Source organism: Stenotrophomonas sp. S4 (genome assembly GCF_054187805.2).
On record NZ_CM196188.1, the window covers coordinates 802,744 to 820,277 of the forward strand.

General features: G+C 68.5%; 18 protein-coding genes. 4 read left to right on the forward strand and 14 right to left on the reverse strand.

Features of this window, described 5'->3' with window-relative positions:
- Positions 1–15: 15 nt before the first annotated feature.
- The 8 genes from apaG to ACUZUJ_RS03610 form a co-directional block, all read right to left on the reverse strand.
- Complete coding sequence (apaG, locus tag ACUZUJ_RS03575) at positions 16–399, reverse strand: Co2+/Mg2+ efflux facilitator ApaG/CorD (protein ID WP_008268668.1); 384 nt, start codon at positions 397–399, stop codon at positions 16–18.
- Positions 400–412: 13 nt separating this feature from the next.
- Positions 413–1,216 carry a 16S rRNA (adenine(1518)-N(6)/adenine(1519)-N(6))-dimethyltransferase RsmA gene (gene rsmA / locus ACUZUJ_RS03580; RefSeq protein WP_101764947.1) on the reverse strand — a complete coding sequence of 268 codons (804 nt, stop codon included), beginning with the start codon at positions 1,214–1,216 and terminating at the stop codon, positions 413–415.
- Positions 1,213–2,193 (reverse strand): 4-hydroxythreonine-4-phosphate dehydrogenase PdxA, encoded by a 981-nt coding sequence (gene pdxA, locus ACUZUJ_RS03585; protein WP_101764948.1) that lies wholly within the window; start codon positions 2,191–2,193, stop codon positions 1,213–1,215. Before pdxA ends, rsmA begins: the two co-directional genes overlap by 4 nt.
- A gap of 3 nt (positions 2,194–2,196) precedes the next feature.
- Positions 2,197–3,543 carry a peptidylprolyl isomerase gene (locus ACUZUJ_RS03590; RefSeq protein WP_075675326.1) on the reverse strand — a complete coding sequence of 449 codons (1,347 nt, stop codon included), beginning with the start codon at positions 3,541–3,543 and terminating at the stop codon, positions 2,197–2,199.
- The gene (gene lptD, locus ACUZUJ_RS03595; RefSeq protein ID WP_168356108.1) at positions 3,540–6,020 is read right to left on the reverse strand and encodes an LPS-assembly protein LptD; all 2,481 of its coding nucleotides are present in this window, start codon (positions 6,018–6,020) and stop codon (positions 3,540–3,542) included. Before lptD ends, ACUZUJ_RS03590 begins: the two co-directional genes overlap by 4 nt.
- A gap of 89 nt (positions 6,021–6,109) precedes the next feature.
- Complete coding sequence (locus tag ACUZUJ_RS03600) at positions 6,110–7,048, reverse strand: histone deacetylase family protein (RefSeq protein WP_101764950.1); 939 nt, start codon at positions 7,046–7,048, stop codon at positions 6,110–6,112.
- A 9-nt stretch (positions 7,049–7,057) separates the two neighbouring features.
- Complete coding sequence (locus ACUZUJ_RS03605; RefSeq protein ID WP_014036041.1) at positions 7,058–7,612, reverse strand: cob(I)yrinic acid a,c-diamide adenosyltransferase; 555 nt, start codon at positions 7,610–7,612, stop codon at positions 7,058–7,060.
- 8 nt (positions 7,613–7,620) lie between these two features.
- On the reverse strand, positions 7,621–8,205 hold the full coding sequence (locus ACUZUJ_RS03610; protein WP_049443648.1) for a hypothetical protein: 585 nt from the start codon (positions 8,203–8,205) through the stop codon (positions 7,621–7,623).
- 108 nt (positions 8,206–8,313) lie between these two features.
- On the opposite strand from ACUZUJ_RS03610, the gene ubiH reads away from it, so the two are divergent.
- Entirely contained in the window at positions 8,314–9,522 is a 1,209-nt protein-coding gene (gene ubiH / locus ACUZUJ_RS03615) for a 2-octaprenyl-6-methoxyphenyl hydroxylase (RefSeq protein ID WP_049443649.1), read from the forward strand.
- A complete protein-coding gene (locus tag ACUZUJ_RS03620; RefSeq protein ID WP_101764951.1) occupies positions 9,519–10,700 on the forward strand; it encodes a UbiH/UbiF family hydroxylase in 1,182 nt (393 codons plus the stop codon). The genes ubiH and ACUZUJ_RS03620 overlap by 4 nt, the downstream gene beginning before the upstream one ends.
- 148 nt (positions 10,701–10,848) lie before the next feature.
- Here the strand turns inward: ACUZUJ_RS03620 and ACUZUJ_RS03625 are convergent, their stop codons facing one another.
- From ACUZUJ_RS03625 to ACUZUJ_RS03650, 6 genes are all read right to left on the reverse strand, one after another.
- Complete coding sequence (locus ACUZUJ_RS03625) at positions 10,849–11,247, reverse strand: EF-hand domain-containing protein (RefSeq protein ID WP_049443652.1); 399 nt, start codon at positions 11,245–11,247, stop codon at positions 10,849–10,851.
- 64 nt (positions 11,248–11,311) lie between these two features.
- The gene (gene rlmM / locus ACUZUJ_RS03630) at positions 11,312–12,379 is read right to left on the reverse strand and encodes a 23S rRNA (cytidine(2498)-2'-O)-methyltransferase RlmM (protein WP_049443654.1); all 1,068 of its coding nucleotides are present in this window, start codon (positions 12,377–12,379) and stop codon (positions 11,312–11,314) included.
- Positions 12,363–12,923: a nucleoside deaminase gene (locus tag ACUZUJ_RS03635; RefSeq protein WP_004154307.1), complete on the reverse strand. Its 561-nt coding sequence runs from the start codon at positions 12,921–12,923 to the stop codon at positions 12,363–12,365. The genes rlmM and ACUZUJ_RS03635 overlap by 17 nt, the downstream gene beginning before the upstream one ends.
- A gap of 98 nt (positions 12,924–13,021) precedes the next feature.
- Complete coding sequence (locus ACUZUJ_RS03640; protein ID WP_049443656.1) at positions 13,022–13,744, reverse strand: DUF6348 family protein; 723 nt, start codon at positions 13,742–13,744, stop codon at positions 13,022–13,024.
- Between the two features lie 48 nt (positions 13,745–13,792).
- Positions 13,793–14,446 (reverse strand): hypothetical protein, encoded by a 654-nt coding sequence (locus ACUZUJ_RS03645; protein WP_458220783.1) that lies wholly within the window; start codon positions 14,444–14,446, stop codon positions 13,793–13,795.
- A 43-nt stretch (positions 14,447–14,489) separates the two neighbouring features.
- Positions 14,490–16,238 (reverse strand): glutamine--tRNA ligase/YqeY domain fusion protein, encoded by a 1,749-nt coding sequence (locus ACUZUJ_RS03650; RefSeq protein WP_014036049.1) that lies wholly within the window; start codon positions 16,236–16,238, stop codon positions 14,490–14,492.
- A gap of 251 nt (positions 16,239–16,489) precedes the next feature.
- On the opposite strand from ACUZUJ_RS03650, the gene ACUZUJ_RS03655 reads away from it, so the two are divergent.
- Entirely contained in the window at positions 16,490–16,753 is a 264-nt protein-coding gene (locus tag ACUZUJ_RS03655) for a putative signal transducing protein (protein ID WP_010481810.1), read from the forward strand.
- 30 nt (positions 16,754–16,783) lie between these two features.
- Complete coding sequence (gene msrA / locus ACUZUJ_RS03660) at positions 16,784–17,449, forward strand: peptide-methionine (S)-S-oxide reductase MsrA (protein ID WP_049443672.1); 666 nt, start codon at positions 16,784–16,786, stop codon at positions 17,447–17,449.
- The last annotated feature ends 85 nt before the right edge of the window (positions 17,450–17,534 follow it).

Here is a 17,534-nt window from a genome sequence, read left to right on the forward strand (position 1 = left end):
CGTTCGGCCTCCGTGTCAGTGCAGGGTACGCGGGACGGCCAGCACGAACGGTGCGACCGGCGCGGCAAATTCGGTGCCATCGTCGGCGACCATGTCGTAGTGCCCCTGCATGGTCCCGTGATCGGTCCCCAGCATGACACCGGACGTGTAACGGAAGTCTTCACCGGGGCGCAGCCGCGGCTGCTCGCCGATCACCCCGTCGCCATCGACATGCTCGACACGGCCATTGGCATCGGTGATGCGCCAGTGGCGTGCGACCAGGCGCGCCGCGACCCGCCCCTGGTTGTGGATGCGGATCGTGTAGGCGAACGCAAAGCGACCGTCTTCCGGGGCGGATTGATCGTCGAGGAAGCGCGGCGCGACTTCGACGGAGATGGCATAAACGTCAGCGTCTTCCATACCAGCAGTGTAATCAGGAGGCATTGGCCAAGGCGATGAATTCGGCCACGTCCAGCTGTTCGGCGCGGGCATCGGGACGCACGCCGGCGGCGATGAACTGCTCGGCGGACACCACGTTGTTCAGGGCATTGCGCAGGGTCTTGCGGCGCTGCCCGAAGGCGGCCTTGACCACGTCGGCAAAGCGCTTGTGGTCGTTGATGTTGATCGAGGCCGGGTCACGCGGCACCAGCCGCACCACGGCCGAATCGACCTTCGGCGGCGGCCGGAACGCGCCCGGCGGCACCACGAACAGCGAGGTCACCTGGCAGTAGGCCTGCAGCATCACGCTGAGGCGGCCATACACCTTGCTGCCGGGCCCGGCGGCCATGCGGTCGACCACTTCCTTCTGCAGCATGAAGTGCATGTCGCGGATGACCGCAGCATGCTCCAGCGCATGGAACAGGATCGGCGAGGAGATGTTGTAGGGCAGGTTGCCGACCAGGCGTATCGGCTGGCCGGCGGCCAGCTCGGTGAAGTCCACGCGCAGCACGTCGCGGTGGACGATGGTCAGCTCGCCCAGCGGCTCGGCGGCGGCGGTCAGCGGCGCGATCAGGTCGCGGTCGAACTCGATCACCGTCAGCTTCGGGTGCACGCGCAGCAGCGGTAGCGTGATCGCGCCCTGGCCGGGGCCGATCTCGACCAGGCGGTCGCCGTCTTTCGGATTGACCGCCATCACGATCTTGTCGATGTAGTGGCGGTCGGCCAGGAAATGCTGGCCAAGCTGCTTCTTGGCCGGTGCGGTGAACACCGGGCCGGAGGGGGAATGCGGGGAATTCATGCGCCCAGTGTACGTTGCCGCGCAAGCTGCGCACACAGCGTCGTTGCCGCCTGCAGGCTGGAGGGATCGGCGATGCCGCGGCCGGCCAGGTCCAGCGCGGTGCCATGGTCCACCGCCACGCGCGGGTAGGGCAGGCCCAGGGTCAGGTTCACCGCCTGTTCGAAGCCGGAATACTTCAGTACCGGCAGGCCCTGGTCGTGGTACATCGCCAGCACGGTGTCGAAGCCGGCCAGCTTGGCGGGCAGGAAGGCGGTATCGGCCGGCAGCGGCCCGACCAGGTCCATGCCCTCCGCGCGCAGGCGCTGCAGCAGCGGGATGACCAGATCCAGTTCTTCGCGGCCCAGGTGGCCGTCTTCGCCGGCGTGCGGGTTCAGGCCGAGCACGGCGATGCGCGGCGCAGCCAGGCCGAACTCACGGCGCAGTGCGGCATGCACGGTGCGCAGCGTGTGCTCCAGGCCGGGTGCGGTGATCGCATCGGCCACCTCGCGCAGCGGCAGGTGGGTGGTGGCCAGGGCCACGCGCACGATGTGGTTGGCCAGCATCATCACCACCTTCACCCCGGCCTGGTCGGCCAGCAGTTCAGTGGTGCCGCTGTAGGCGATGCCGCCTTCGTTGATGACCGCCTTGTGCACCGGGCCGGTCACCACGCCGTGCAGTTCGCCGGACAGGCAGGCCTGGCCGGCGCCGAGCAGGGCACCGATGACCGCGCCGGCATTGGCCGGATCGGCCTGGCCGAAGCGGCTGGGCGCGGCGTTGCGGACGGCACGCAGGCGCAGATCGCCGGGGACGCGTGCTTCGGCGTCCTCGGGCAGCAGTTGCAGGGGCAGGTTCAGCGCGGCCGCGGCCGCGTGCAGGGTGTCCGGGTCGGCGAAGGCCAGCAACCGGCAATCTTCACGCGGCTGCTGGACGAGGCGGACACACAGCTCCGGGCCGATCCCGGCGGACTCGCCCGGTACCAGAGCGAGCTCGGGGCGCATCGGTCAGGACTGCGGCGGGGTGGCGGTGTTTTCCGCGCGGTCGCCACTGCGGAAGCTGACGTAGGCTTCGCCACGGAGTTCCTGCAGGAAGCGGTTGTACTCGTCTTCCAGCTTGCGGCGGCCGATGGTCTCGCGGACCTGGGCACGCTGGTTGTCGGTGGTCACGTCGGTCTGGCGGGTCGCCACGCGCTGCACGATGTGCCAACCGGCATCGGTGCGGAACGGCTGGCTGACGCCACCGTCCTGGAGGCCTTCCACCTGCTGGCCGAAGGCCGGACCGAACGCGTCGGCCGGGAACCAGCCCAGGTCACCGCCCTGGCCCTTGCTGTTGTTGTCCTCGGAGGACTCCTTGGCAACGGTCTGGAACTCGGCACCACCGGCAATGCGGGCACGCAGGGTGTCGATCTTGGCCTTGGCGGCGGCGTCGGTCTGGTGGTCGTCCACGCGCACCAGGATGTGGCGGCCGTGGAACTCGGTGACCGTGTGTTCGCCGGCGGCGGCGGAGCTGCTGTCACGCACTTCCACCAGCTTCAGCAGCTGGAAGCCGCTCGGGCCACGGATCGGGCCGACCACTTCGCCGGGCTTCATCTTTTCCATCATCTGGGCGAAGGCCTGCGGGATTTCATCCAGGCTGCGCCAGCCCAGATCGCCGCCTTCCAGTGCATTCGGGCTGTCCGAATAGCGCACGGCCGCCGCGTTGAAGTCCAGCTCGCCCTTGTCCAGCAGGGTCTTCACACCATCGGCCTTCTTCTGGCCGGTGGCGATCTGGTCGGCGTTGGCGCCGTCGGGCAGGGCGATCAGGATGTGCGCCAGGTGGTACTGGTTGCCCACCGTGGCCTGCTGCTTCAGCGCGGCGTCGACTTCACCCTCGCTGACGCTGATGCGGCTCTGCGCGAAGCTCTGGCGCAGGCGCTGCACGGTGATCTCGTCACGCACCGAAGCACGGAAATCGTTGAAGTCGATGCCGTCATGGGCCAGGCGCTGGCGCAGGGCATCCAGGTTCGAACCATTCTGCTGGGCGATGGAATTCATCGCCTGGTTCAGCTCCTGGTCGCTGACACGGATGCCACTGCCCTGGGCGCGGGCCACCTGCAGCTTGACCAGCACCAGGCGTTCGAGCACCTGGCGGCTGAGCACGTCTTCCGGCGGCAGCTGGTTTTCACGGCCGGCGTACTGCGCCTTGATGTTGGCGATCGCACGCTGGAGCTCGCTCTGCAGGATCACGTCCTCATCGACGACGGCGGCGATGCGGTCAAGCGGCTGCGCCTCCTGGGCAAGCACCTGCAGGGGGGCGGACACGCTGGACACCGCCAGCAGCGAGGCGAGAAGAACGGGGAAGCGCTTGGTCATGGGATCAGGTTCGGATCGTAGTCATCCCGGGTCGCCCCGGTGTTGCTCGGCGGCACGAGATAGAGGTCGTCGCGGTTGTAGCCGAGGATAGCACGGCGCAGGGTGCGGTCCGTGTCCTGCCCCAGGGAGCTCAGGCCCTTGAGCACGAACTCCAGCTGGATGGCGTTGTTCATCTCGCCTTCGCGGTTGCGGACGTAGCGGCGGCCGACCACACGCACGGCCAGGCAGCAGCTGTCCCACTGGACGCCGGCGATGATTTCCAGCGGTTCCTTGTCCTGCAGCGAGTAGTAGTAGCGGCCGACCAGGCTCCAGCGCGCATTCAGCGGATACAGGAACGACAGGTCGGCCTGTTCCAGCAGCGTCCGGTCATGCTTGTTGGCGGTGGCCGGGGCGCCGGAGTTGATGCGGTAGCGGTAGCTGAGGTTGATCACGCCATCGTTGGGCATCAGGTAGCGGGCACGGACGCTGGCCAGATCCTCGCGCTTGTACTTCGGGTCCCACTGGTAGGTGGCGCCCAGGGTCCAGCGGTCGTTGATCATGTAGTTGCCGTCGGCGATCCAGGCCGACTTGCCCTTTTCCACCGGCGCGCCGCCCGGGGTGACGGTCACCCGCGACTCGTCGAAGTACTGGATCTGGCCGATCGAGGCCGAGAAGCGTTCCTTGCCGGTGGTCTGGTCGATGAAGCGGGTACCCAGTGCCAGGGTCAGCTGGTTGGCATCGTTCTGGCGATCTGCGCCGGTATAGCGCGAGTCGCGGAACAGCTGGCCCCAGCTGAAGGTGAAGTCACGGGTATCGAAGATCGGCAGGTCGTCCTGGTTGCGGTAGGGCGTGCGCAGGTAGAACAGGCGCGGCTCCAGCGTATGCAGGAACGACTTGCCACCGATGGTGGTCTCGCGATCGAAGAACAGGCCGGCGTCGATGCTGCCGATCGGCAGGCTGCGGCTGGGCGATTTGTTGCCGCGCAGCTGCTCCGGCGTGGCCGTGTTCGGGTCGATGCCCTGCGAAACCAGCACGTTGCGGCGGACGCTGTCGGCCAGGCCCTGGTCCAGGTCGTAGCCGGTGTAGCGGTAGGCCAGGGTCGGGGTGACGTACCAGGCCGCGCCGCTGATCGGGAACGACACATACGGCTTCACGTCCAGGCGCGAGCCGCCGTACATGCGCAGGGTCTGGCCATTGCGCGTGTACTGCAGGTCCGGGCCGGCACTGGCGTCGTACTTGTAGTTGATGTCGTCGTGGGTGAAGCGCACGGCTTCGGCGTAGACGCCGGTTTCCAGCCACGGCAGGACCGGCTTGTCCCAGTTGAAGTACAGGCGCGGCTGGCGGTTGTAGGGCAGCGCGCTTTCATTGAGCGTGTAGTCGGTCAGCTGCCAGCGGTCGGCCATGATGCCGGCCGTCCAGTTCTTGCCGGTGCCGTACAGGCCCACGGTGCTCTGCAGGTTCGAGGCGGTCACGCCGACCAGGCGGTTGGCGAAGTCTTCGACATAGCGCTCGTCGCTGACCCAGGCGAGGTTGGCGCGGGCCTGCCAGTGGCTGTCCACGTTGTGGTAACCGCTGAACATCACCCGGCCGCGGTCGCGGTCGCGCAGCTTGTCGTTGGGGATGTAGGCGGTCAGCAGCTCGCCGCGGCCGCCGTTGTAGAGGTAGCGGAACTCGTTGTCGAGCATCAGGCCACGCCGGCTCATGTAGCGCGGCATCAGCGTGTCGTCGTAGTTCGGCGCCAGGTTCAGGTAAATCGGCTGGGTGTAGTCGAAGCCGTTGCGGCCGGACATGCCCAGCTGCGGGAACAGCAGGCCGGTCTTGCGGCGGTCGTCGATCGGGAACTTGAAGTACGGCGCCCACAGGACCGGCACCTTGCCGATGCGCAGCACGGCGTTGCGGGCCGTGCCGAAGCCTTCGTCGTTGTCCACTTCGATCTGCGGCGCCGACAGCTTCCACACCGGCTGCGACGGGTCGCAGGTGGTGTAGGTGGAGCGGTGCATCTGGCCGACCGCGCCCTGCAGGTCGACCGACTCGGCATCACCGTTGCCGCGGCGCGACACCAGCTGGTACTTGATGTCGGTGATCTTGTGGGTGTCGCTTTCCTGGTTGCCCTCGGCGCGCTTGGCGACCATGCGGATCGAGGAGTCCTGGTAGCGGACATTGCCGTCGGCGATGTAGTTGCCGGTCTCGGTATCGAAGCTGAGCTTGTCGGTGCCGACGAACTGGTCGCCGCGGCGCAGGGCCACGTTGCCTTCGTACTGCGGCACGGTGGTGGTGCCCAGCAGCTGGTCGCCCTCGATGTCGGTCGGCTGCTGCTCGCGCGCGGCGCTGGCGGCGGCCTTGTCCTGCCCCGGGACCGGGACAGGGGCATCGGTGAACGCGGGAATCACGTCGGTAGCCGGGCACAGGCCCCAGTTGAGCGGCTTTTCATCGGCCATTGCCGGCAGGCAGATGGCGATGCTCAGAGGCAGGGGAAGCAGGCGGAGGGCTCGGCGCACGCGGTTCGGATTCGGGCGAAAACGGACGGTAGCTTGCCCCATCCCTTGCATAGGGGCAATGAAGGGCGTCGGATCCTGCCGGTTCGGGTTCATCCGGAGACGCTGTCCGGAGGGGCCGGTATCAAGGCCCGGACATGGGCCACGCTGCACTCGGCAAGGGCCTGCAGGTCATAGCCGCCTTCCAGCATCGAGACCACCCGGCCGGCCGCATGGCGGCGCGCCAGCGCATGCAGTTCGCGGGTGATCCAGGCGAAATCGTCGGTTTCCAGCATCAGGTCGGCCTGCGGGTCGCGCAGGTGGGCATCGAAGCCGGCCGAGATCAGTAGCAGCTGCGGCCGGAAGTCGTCGATGGCCGGCAGCATCTCGTCGGCCCACACATTACGGAAGCGGAAACCGCCACTGCCGGGTGGCAGCAGGATGTTCATCAGGTTGCCGGCACCGCGGTCGCGGCGCAGGCCCGAGTTGGGGAACAGGCCGGCCTGGTGGGTGCTGTAGTACGAGACCCGGGCGTCGTGCTGGAAGATGTCCTGGGTGCCGTTGCCATGGTGGACATCGAAATCGACCACCGCGATGCGCTCCAGCCCATGACGGTCACGGGCGTAGGCGGCGGCGATGGCGATGTTGTTGAGCAGGCAGAAGCCCATCGCGGTGCTGCTGGTGGCGTGGTGGCCCGGCGGCCGCACCGCGCAGAACGCCAGCGGGTCTTCGCCCAGCATCACCGCATCTACCGCCGCCACGCCGGCACCGGCGGCATGCACGGCGGCACTGGCCGAGCCGGGCGAGGTCCAGGTGTCCATGTCCAGCTGGCGCAGCGGCACGGTCTGCGGCTGCAGCACGAAGTCGAGCAGGGCGCTGTCGTGGACCCGGGTCAGTTCGCCGAACTTGGCCGGCGGCGCCTCGCGCCAGTCCAGCTGGCTGGGGAATGCGGCGTGCAGGGCATCCAGCACATGTTGCAGGCGTTGCGGGCACTCCGGATGGCCGGGGCCGGGGTCATGCAGCAGGCAGGACGGATGGGTGAAGACCAGCATCGTGCCGACTCAGCGCTGGCGCTGCTGTGGTTGCCACAGCGCTTCGCCGTGGCCATCGGCACGGGCCAGCACCCGGGCCAGCACGAACAACAGGTCCGACAGCCGGTTGAGGTACTGCAGCGCCTCGCTGCGCACGGCCTCGTGACGGGCCAGGGTGACCGTCTCGCGCTCGGCGCGGCGGACGATGGTGCGGGCCAGGTGGCAGCGTGCGGCGGCCTCGCCACCGGCCGGCAGGATGAATTCCTTCAACATCGGCAGGCTGGCGTTGTAGTGGTCCAGCTGCTGTTCCAGTGCCGAGACATCGGCGGCGTGGATCGCGGCGTGGCCGGGGATGCACAGTTCGGCGCCCAGGTCGAACAGCTGGTGCTGCAGATGCACCACCAGCGCGCGGACATCCTCGGGCAGCGCCGTGGCCAGCAGCAGGCCGAGCGCGGCATTGGCTTCGTCGACGGTACCGTAGGACGCCACGCGGGCGTCGTCCTTGGCCACGCGCTGGCCGTCGCCAAGGCCGGTACTGCCGTCGTCGCCGGTGCGGGTGTAGATGCGCGAGAGGCGATGACCCATGGCGCGGCTCAGTGGCGGATGTCGCGGCGTGCCTGCTGGAGCTTCAGTACCTGCTCCACGGCCAGCTGCAGGGCGGCGCCGAGCGCCACGTAGATCGCGGTGGTGCGCAGGTACGGCCCGAACCACTGTGCGTAGTTCTGTGCCCAGCCGGCCAGGGTCGGTTCGGCCACGTTGCGGCTGGTCCAGTAGAAGCCGCCCTGCGCCAGCAGGTGGCAGACCGCCACCGAGGCCACCAGCAGCAGCGCGCCCTTGGCCAGCACCGGCCAGCGTGCCCCCTGGTAGTTGCGGCCCAGCAGCATGCCGCCGGCCCACAGCGAGAAGTAGGCCGGCAGCAGCAGCCAGTAGCCCGGCGACACGCAGTAGTGCTGCCAGAAATCCAGGCCGCTGCTGCGGATCACGATCCAGTCCACCAGCACCGCGAACACCATCAGCAGCGGGAACGCCCAGCGGGTCCAGCCGGCCAGGTAGAAGCCACCGATGAAGAACACCGCCCAGGAGGCATCGGGGATTGCCGCGAAGTGGTTGACCCGGGTCGTCGCCAGCAACAGCACGAGTACGGACAGGACGAAGGCACGGTTGGCGGTGGCGGACATGGCAGCGGGCCCGGAGCGGATTCAGGTTTCATTCTAGCCCGCCACGCCGGTTGGCGCAGGTCGGGGGCGTTGGGTGTTCGGGCGGGGCGAGCGCGTATCATGAACACCATGAGTGAACGACATGACGTGCTGATCGTCGGTGGCGGCCTGGTCGGTGCCAGCCTGGCCATCGCCCTGGACCGGCTGGGCCGCGATGTGGGCCTGCTCGAAGCCAGCCCGGCCGGCGAGCTGCCGGCGGTGTTCGACCAGCGCAACCTCAGTTTCGCTGCGGCTACCGTCAACGCGCTGACCGCGCTGGGGGTCATGCAGAAGCTGGCGATGGCGCCGGGCCCGATCCGTCGCATCCACGTCAGCCGCGCCGGTGATTTCGGCCGCGTGCAGCTGGAGGCGGCCGACTACGACCGGCCGTGGTTCGGCCAGGTGGTGGTGGCGCGTGACTTCGGCCAGGCGCTGGAAGCGCGCCTGCAGGAGCTGCCGCAGCTGCGCCGTTACCGGCCGATGCGGTTCCTGGGCCTGGGCGAGGTGGTCGACGGCTACCGCCAGGTGCGGGTGGCCGACGAGACCGGCGAGCGCGTGCTGCTGGCACGGCTGGTGGTCGGTGCCGATGGCACGACCAGCGGTGTGCGCGGCGCACTGGGCATCGAGGTCGACCGGCATGATTTCCAGCAGACCCTGTTCGTGGCCCGCGTGCGCAGCCAGCGCGCGCCGGATGGCACGGCCTGGGAGCGCTTCACCGATACCGGGCCGACCGCCCTGCTGCCGCGCGGCGACCGCCACTTCGGCACCGTGCATGGCGTGGCGCGCGACCAGGCCGATGCGGTGATGGCGCTGGACGACGCGGCCTGGCTGCAGCGGCTGCAGGATGCGATCGGCTGGCGTGCCGGCCGCCTGCTCGAATCCGGCCCACGCAGCGCGTACCCGCTCATCCAGGTGCTGGCGCGCGCGCTGGCCGGTGAACGCACGGTGCTGCTGGGCAATGCCGCGCAGACCATCCATCCGCTGGGTGCGCAGGGCTTCAACCTGGGCCTGCGCGATGCGCTGACCCTGGCCGAGCTGCTGGAGGATGCGCATGAGGATGCCGGCAGCGATGCGCTGCTGCAGGCCTATGTCGCTCGCCGCCAGGAAGACCGCCGGCAGACGGTGGCGTTCTCGGGTGGCCTGGCACGCCTGACCAGCAACCCGGCACCGCTGATGCGGCCGCTGCGCAGCCTCGGCCTGGTGGCCGCACAACGCGCCTCGGTGCAGTCGATGCTGGTTGGTGGTGCGATGGGCTTCCGTGGTGAAGTGCCGCGCCTGTGCCGTGGAGAAGCCGCATGAGCCGGCGCACGCGCCTGGACGTGGCCATTGTCGGTGGCGGCGTGGTCGGTGCCGCCTGTGCGCTGGCGCTGGCCGATGCCGGCTTGTCGGTTGCGCTGGTGGAGGGCCGCGAACCGGCACCGTGGCAGGCCGCGCAGCCGGACCTGCGGGTGTTCGCCTTCGCCGCCGACAACGTGCAGCTGTTGAACCGCCTGGGGGTGTGGCCGGCCATCGCGCAGGCCCGCGCGTGGCCCTACCGGCGCATGCAGGTATGGGATGCGGCCGGTGGCGAGGATCTGCTGTTCGACGCTGACCGCTTCGGTCGGCGTGAGCTGGGCTACATCGTCGAGAACGGCCTGCTGCAGGATCGCCTGTGGTCGGCGCTGCCGGCGGCGGGCGTGCAGCTGCATTGCCCGGCACGGGTGGAAGCGCTGGAGCAGGACGAGGATGGCGTGCGCCTGCGGCTGGATGACGGGCGCCGCCTGGAAGCGGCGCTGGCCGTGGCCGCCGACGGCGCCGAATCTACCCTGCGCCAGCTGGCCGGGATCGAGGTCGAGCGCCATGACTACCACCAGCGTGGAGTGGTGGCCTACGTGGACAGTGAGCTGCCGAACCAGGCCACGGCCTGGCAGCGCTTCCTGCCGAGCGGACCGCTGGCGTTGCTGCCGGTGGCCGAGCGCCGCAGTTCGATCGTCTGGACCCTGCCCGAAGATGAAGCGGCTCGCGTGCTGGCGTTGGACGAAGATGCGTTCAACCGCGAACTGACCCGCGCCTTCGCGGCGCGCCTGGGTGAGCTGCGGCTGGCGTCACCGCGTGCGGCCTTCCCGCTGCGTCGCCAACTGGCCCGTCACTACGTGGCCGGCCGCGTGCTGGCGCTAGGTGATGCTGCGCATGTGGTGCATCCGCTGGCCGGGCAGGGCGTGAACCTGGGCCTGCGCGATGTCGCCGCCCTGCAGCAGTGGCTGGCGCCGTCGGCCGAACGCCGCGGCCAGCCGCGGCTGTCGCCGCAGCGCCTGCAGCGCTGGGCACGCGAACGGCGCAGCGACAACCAGATCGCCGCCTACAGCTTCGATGCGATCAACCGCCTGTTCTCCAACGACGAAATGCACCTGACCCTGGCCCGCGGCCGCGCACTGGGCTGCGTCGGCAGATGGCCGCCGCTGGTGCAGGCGTTCTGGAAGCGCGCCGCCGGCGTCTGACCGGAATACAGACCGCTCTGGTAGGTGCCAACCTTGGTTGGCACGCCTCCGACATTGTGCCAACCAAGGTTGGCACCCACCGAGCGCGGGTCGTGTGCCCGGCGTCAGTAGATCCACGCCATGCGTGGATGAAGATCGCGACGGCGGATCAATCAACCAGCCAACCGGCCAGGTCGGCACGGTCCAGCTTGCCGCGGTGCCTGCGATCCAGTGAATTGAATTCATCGGCCAGTGCCGGGTTGGCCTGTGCTTCCTGGCGGCTGATGAAGCCATCGCCGTTCACGTCGAGGTCGCTGAAGCGGATGCGGTACTGGCCGATCACGCTGCTCGGCTCCAGCGAGCGAACGGTGACGTGTGCTTCGCCGGCGGGCTGCGGAATGTCGACGCTGCCGGTGACCTGGCCGGCGCCCAGCGGCTGCTGGCGGATGGCACCGCCGGTCGGGCCCAGCGGCTGGCTCTGCGCCGGTGTGGACGGGCCGTGCTGGGCCATGGCCGGCACGGCTGCCAGCAGGGTGGCCAACAGCAGGGCGGAACGCGGAATGTTCATGACAGGCTCCTTGCCAGAGGGTACCGGGAGCGTACTCCCGGCAACCTGTGCCGCCGATGACGGGTCAGCGCAGCGGCGAAGCCAATACGGTGATCTCTTCACGATCGTGATAGAGCTGCTTGGCGCGGACCACCAGTGGCTTGCCGGCCTGGTCCTGGAACAGGTCCAGGCACAGCCGGGTTTCGTCCCAGCGCTTCTTCATCGGCAGTTTCAGATTGAAGATCGCATGCCGGCACCAGCCTTCGCGGAACCAGGTGGCCATGCGCTCGGCCACGCGGCGCGGCTGCTCGACCATGTCGCAGACCATCCAGTCCAGCGGCTGTTCCGGATGCCAGTGGAAGCCATCGGCGCGCAGGTGCTCGACCAGGCCGGTATCCAGCACATGCTGGCGCAGCGGCCCGTTGTCGATGCTCAGCACGTGCATGTGCTGGCGGGTCAGCACCCAGGTCCAGCCACCCGGTGCAGCGCCGAGGTCGGCCGCGCGCATGCCCGGCCTGGCCAGCGTCTCGCGCTCTTCCGGCGTCAGCAGGGTCAGCAACGCTTCGTCCAGCTTCAGCGCCGAACGCGAAGGTGCTTCGGGCAGCAGCTTCAGGCGCGGGATGCCCAGTGCCCACGGCGCGCTGTCTGCCGGGTCGGCCACGCAGACGAAGGCATGGGTACCGTCGACGAACACCACGTGCAGGCGTGGCAGGCGGTTGTTCGGCTTGTCGCTGAGCTTGCCTGCCTTGCGCAGCGCTGGGCGCAGCGCGTTGCCGAAGGCGCGCGCCAGACCGGACAACGGCTTGCCGGCCTCCGAATCGGGGTGCTCCACCCACAGGTCACCGAAGCGCGGCGCATCGGCCAGCACCTCCAGCATCGGGGTGATGCGGTCGGCCGGATCCAGCTGCGGCAGCTCGGCCAGCACCACCAGTTTCTGCCGCGCGAAGATCAGCTCGCGCCAGCGCAGGCGCGGCGCCAGGGCAGCCGCTTCGTCGCACATGAAAAGCACATAGCCGTCATTGCGCTGGGTGCGCGCGTAGCCGGCGAAACCGGCTTCACCGGCGCGGAACTGCAGTTCGCCGGCCAGCTCGGGCTCGAAGCCCTGCCGGCACAGGCACAGCAGGCCGATGCCGGCCTCAGTAACGGGCGCCATCGCTTTCCCCATAGGCACGCAGCACGCTGCGTGCGGCGTCGCGGTTCAGGCCCTGCACCACTTCGATGCCGCGCTTGTTGAGTTCGCCCACCCAGTCGGCCGGCAGCGGGCCTTCATCGAACGGGGTCAGTTCCTCGACGTCGGCCGAGTTGGCACCGATCAGCAGGCGGTCGATGCCGGCCCACACGGTGGCGCCGTAGCACTGGCAGCACGGCTGCGAGCTGGTGGCTAGGGTGACCGGCGACAGCACTGCGTTCAGGCGCGGCGTCTGCAGGCGCTGCTGGGCCAGCATGTAGGCCATGTTCTCGGCGTGCGCCAGCGAGGTCGCGTGCGGCATCACCCGGTTCACGCCGGCGGCGATGACCTTGTCATCCGGGCCGAACACCACCGCGCCGAAAGGGCCGCCACTGGCGTGTTCGACATTCAGCCGCGACAGCTCGATCGCCAGCGCGACCTTGGCCTCATCGCCCGGATATCGACGATCCAGGTCGATCTGGTCGTGGATCCAGGCGGGAAGGGTCAGGTGGACTTGCGCGTACAGCATCGCGGGGGTGCCTCGTAATGGGATGGAAGAAGGTGCGGTTGCTTGGGAAACCGGCGCGCAGTGTAGCTGCACCGGCCTGTATCGGGTGTGGTGGTGGGTTAGTCAGGCGAGCCGGTGCGGATCACCACGTACTGCTTGCGGAACTCGAGCCCGGCCTGCGGCCAGCTGGCGGCATAGGCGCGCAGCAGGGGCAGGGCGGCGGCAAAGTCGTGACCGTTGACCCGGCAATCGGCCTCGCACAGGCCCTCGGCATCGCGCGAGGCGAACAGGCGGATGGCGAGGAACTGGCGGGCTTTCAGCAGCTCATCGAAGGCCTCCATGCTGCGCGTGAACAGGCAGCAGGGGCAGGAGCCGTGGTCGTCCTCGCTGCAGGTGGATGCATCCACTTCCTGCGCACGGTAGTGCGCCAACGGCCCCAGCACCACGGTGCGCTGATGTTCCTCGCCATCGTCACCGGCCGGATAGGTCAGGCCCATCATCGGCAGGCCCTGTGCATCTTCGGCGCCGATCGCGGTCTGCAGGGTCGCGAGGTCCACCCGCACCCAGGCCTGGAAGCCGGACAACAGCGACGCCTGCTCATCGGCACCGTTGGCGTGCTGGTACTCGAACAGGCCATCGGCGAACAACACCGGATGTTGGGCCTCGATGACGGTGGAGGTCTGCCAGCCGCCGTTGTCGCGCGCGTGCGCGGCCATCGCATGCGGGGTCAGGCGCAGGCCGCTGTCCAGCAGCAGCGCGCCACCGTCGGCGCGGCTGGCGATGCTGGCGCCCTGCAGGACCTGCTGCAGCAGCGGGAGGAGGGCGGTGGAGGTCGTGGTCATGTCAGGCCTGTGGATGGATGGGGCGGAACATCCAGGCAGGGCCTGGAACTAGCGCTCGAGCGCGTCGAGTTCGGCGCGATATCGCTGCGCGTCGGGCTGCTGCTGCGGATCGTTGCCGTGGTCGCGCAGCCAGGTTTCCAGCTCGCGGCGATAGTCCGCGCGGAAATCGGCATTGCCGGGGCTGAAGTGTAGCTTGCGCGCCGCTACCTCCACGCGCTCGCGCGCGCTGGCACGGGCCTGGGCGATGCCGTGCGGAGATTCGTTGGTGAGGATGACGAAGTTGCGCGCGAAGCCCGGCGTGTACTTCACCACGAATGGCTGGTCGCGCGCCGGGATGCGGATGGCGTTTTCCAGCGGCCACAGCGAGGCGGTGTTGGTGTGGAACACCACTTCCACATCGCGGCCCTCGGCCGTGCGCAGCACCGCTTCGTACCGCCAGATGTACTGCTCGTTGAGCGTCGAGCTGGTCCGCTCCGACTTCACGATCACCGCTTCACCGCGTTCGCCCACCACGTTGAGGAAGGTAGCGTTGAGGAAGTGGCCGAGGAAGATGTTGAGCATCGCCAGCGGGAACACCACGATGGCGTAGCCCGGAAAGCGCCGCCACCACGAGACCAGCCCGGCCAGCACCATCGCTGCAAAGAACGTCAGCAGCGGATGCTGCGAGATGAACCAGAGCAGGGCGGAGAGGGCGGTGATCATCATCGGGGGCGTGCGGGCGCCATGCTGGCGCCCGCGCAGGTCCTCAGGCCGACCAGGTGTCGCGCAGGGTCACGCTGCGGTTGAACACCGGCTTGGCCTCGGTGTGGTCGCGGCGGTCGGCGACGAAGTAGCCGGTGCGCTCGAACTGGAACGACTGCTCCGGGGCGGCGCTGGCCGCGGCCGGCTCGACATAGCCGGTGACGGTGCGGCGCGATTCCGGATTGAGGTAGTCACGGTAGGTCTTGCCTTCCGATTCGTCGTCCGGGTTCGGCACCGAGAACAGGCGGTCGTACAGGCGGATCTCGGCCGGCACGCCATGCACGGCGCTGACCCAGTGGATGGTGCCCTTGACCTTGCGGTTGGCGCCTTCCATGCCCGGACGCGATTCCGGATCCAGCCAGCCGCGCAGCTCGGTGATGGTGCCGTCGGCGTCCTTGATCACTTCGTCGCAGCGGATGATGCCGGCGCCGCGCAGGCGCACTTCGCCACCCGGCACCAGGCGCTTCCAGCCCTTCGGCGGCACTTCGGCGAAGTCCTCGCGGTCGATCCACACTTCGCGTGCGAACGGCACTTCGCGGCTGCCGAAGCTCTCGTCCTTCGGGTGGTTGCTGAAGGTCAGCTGTTCTTCGTGGCCTTCCGGCAGGTTGGTCAGCACCAGCTTGACCGGGTCGACCACGGCCATGCGGCGCGGTGCAGCGCTGTCCAGGTCTTCGCGCAGCGCGCCTTCCAGCACGCTGAAATCGATCAGCGAATTCTGCTTGCTGATGCCCACGCGCTCGGCGAACAGGCGCATCGCGGCCGGGGTGTAACCACGTCGACGCAGGCCCTGCAGGGTCGGCATGCGCGGGTCTTCCCAGCCGTCCACCAGCTGCTCGGTGACCAGTGCCATCAGCTTGCGCTTGCTCATCACCGTGTAGTTGATGTTCAGGCGCGAGAACTCGATCTGGCGCGGCTTGGCCGCTTCGCGCGGCAGGCCGGCGTCGACCAGCGGCTGTGTCAGCGCGTCGTCGTGGGCGAAATCGACGTTGTCCACGCACCAGTCGTACAGCGGGCGGTGGTCTTCGAACTCCAGCGTGCACAGCGAATGGGTGATGCCTTCGATGGAATCGCCCAGCGCGTGCGCGAAGTCGTACATCGGGTAGATCGGCCACGCGTTGCCGGTGTTCTGGTGCTCGACGTGCTTGATGCGGTACAGCGCCGGATCGCGCAGGTTGATGTTGCCGCTGGCCATGTCGATCTTGGCGCGCAGGGTGCGAGCGCCATCCGGGAATTCACCGGCGCGCATGCGGCGGAACAGGTCGAGGTTTTCCTCGACGCTGCGGTCGCGCCACGGCGACGGGCGGCCCGGCTCGGTCAGGGTGCCGCGGTAGGCGCGCACTTCCTCGGCCGACAGGTCGCAGACATAGGCCTTGCCCTGTTCGATCAGCTTCTCGGCGGCCAGGTAATAGGTCTGGAAGTAATCCGAAGCGTGGCGCAGCTCGTTCCAGCTGAAGCCCAGCCAGCGCACGTCGTCCTGGATCGCGGCCACGTATTCCGGATCTTCCTTGGCCGGGTTGGTGTCATCGAAGCGCAGGTTGCACACGCCGCTGAACTCGCCGGCGATGCCGAAGTTCAGGCAGATCGACTTGGCATGGCCGATGTGCAGGTAGCCGTTCGGCTCCGGCGGGAAGCGGGTCTTGATCGCCTGGTGCTTTCCGCTGGCCAGGTCCTCGCGCACGATCTGGCGGATGAAATCGCGCTTTTCGTGGCTGTCGGCGGGGGTCTCGGGGCTGGCGGGGGTGTGCTCGGACATGAGTCGGCGAAAAGAAAGGCAGAAAGACCAACAGTCTAGCGCGTACGGGGCAGGGCTGCCCGGTGGGGCGTGGGGATGCCGGCCAGCGGCCGGCACTACCAGCCCACTTTCCGGTAGCGCCGGCCGGCGGAACGTGGATCGACGTGCAGATGGGTAGTGCCGGCCGCTGGCCGGCAGAACGGTCATTCGCCGTCACCGGCGGCATTCAGCCCTCGGGCGTATGCTGGACCCCTGCCCCGAGGAGCCGCCGCATGCACATCGTGTACAAGGCCGACAATCTGTTCGACGCCCACCTGGTCAAGCACGCGCTGGAGGATGCCGGCATCCCGGCCTTCGTGTTCGGCGAGTCGTTGTTGGGCGGGATGGGCGAGCTGCCACTGTTCGGCGTGCTGCGGGTGGGCATCCCTGATGCGGCACGGCCGCAGGCCGAGGACATCGTGGCGGCGCTGGACTTGGGCCACGCGCCGGACGCCCCCATTTCCGATGCAGACGACATAGCCGGCCTTCCGGCGTAGGAGCGCATCATGTTGGGAATTGGCCAGGGCATTCTTGGCATCGGCGCCTTCAAGCAGCGCCTGCCGCGCCCGGAAGAAGCACTGCCGGGGCGCGAGCAACCGCTACCGCTGCACAGCAACCAGCACTTCGTGAACAGCCATCCGCTGAAGGACCGTTTCGCCGGCCTGCAGCAGATCCGCTTCGCGCTGGGCTGCTTCTGGGGCGCCGAGCGCAAGTTCTGGACCGAACCGGGCGTGTACAGCACCTCGGTCGGCTATGCCGGCGGCATCACCCCGAACCCGACCTATGAAGAGGTCTGTTCGGGCCTGACCGGCCACACCGAAGTGGTGCAGGTGGTGTTCGACCCGGCGGTGGTAAGCCTGGAGCGGCTGCTGCAGCTGTTCTGGGAAAGCCACGACCCGACCCAGGGCATGCGCCAGGGCAACGACACCGGCACCCAGTACCGCTCGGCGATCCACGCCACCGACGAGGCGCAGTACGCCGCCGCGCTGGTCAGCCGCGAGGCTTACCAGGCGCAGCTGGATGCAGCCGGCTACGGCCCGATCACCACCGAGATCGTGCACCCGGCGCCGGAGTACTACTACGCCGAGGACTATCACCAGCAGTACCTGGCGAAGAATCCGAACGGCTACTGCGGCATCGGCGGCACCGGGGTGAGCTGCCCGATCGGGTTGGATGTGGAGGCGCCGCGCTGACGCGCGGTGGTCCGCCTGCGGCGGGCAGAAGCTGAAAGCAACTGCCAAAGCCAAAGCCAAAGCGGCTCTGGATTGCTGCGGGTTG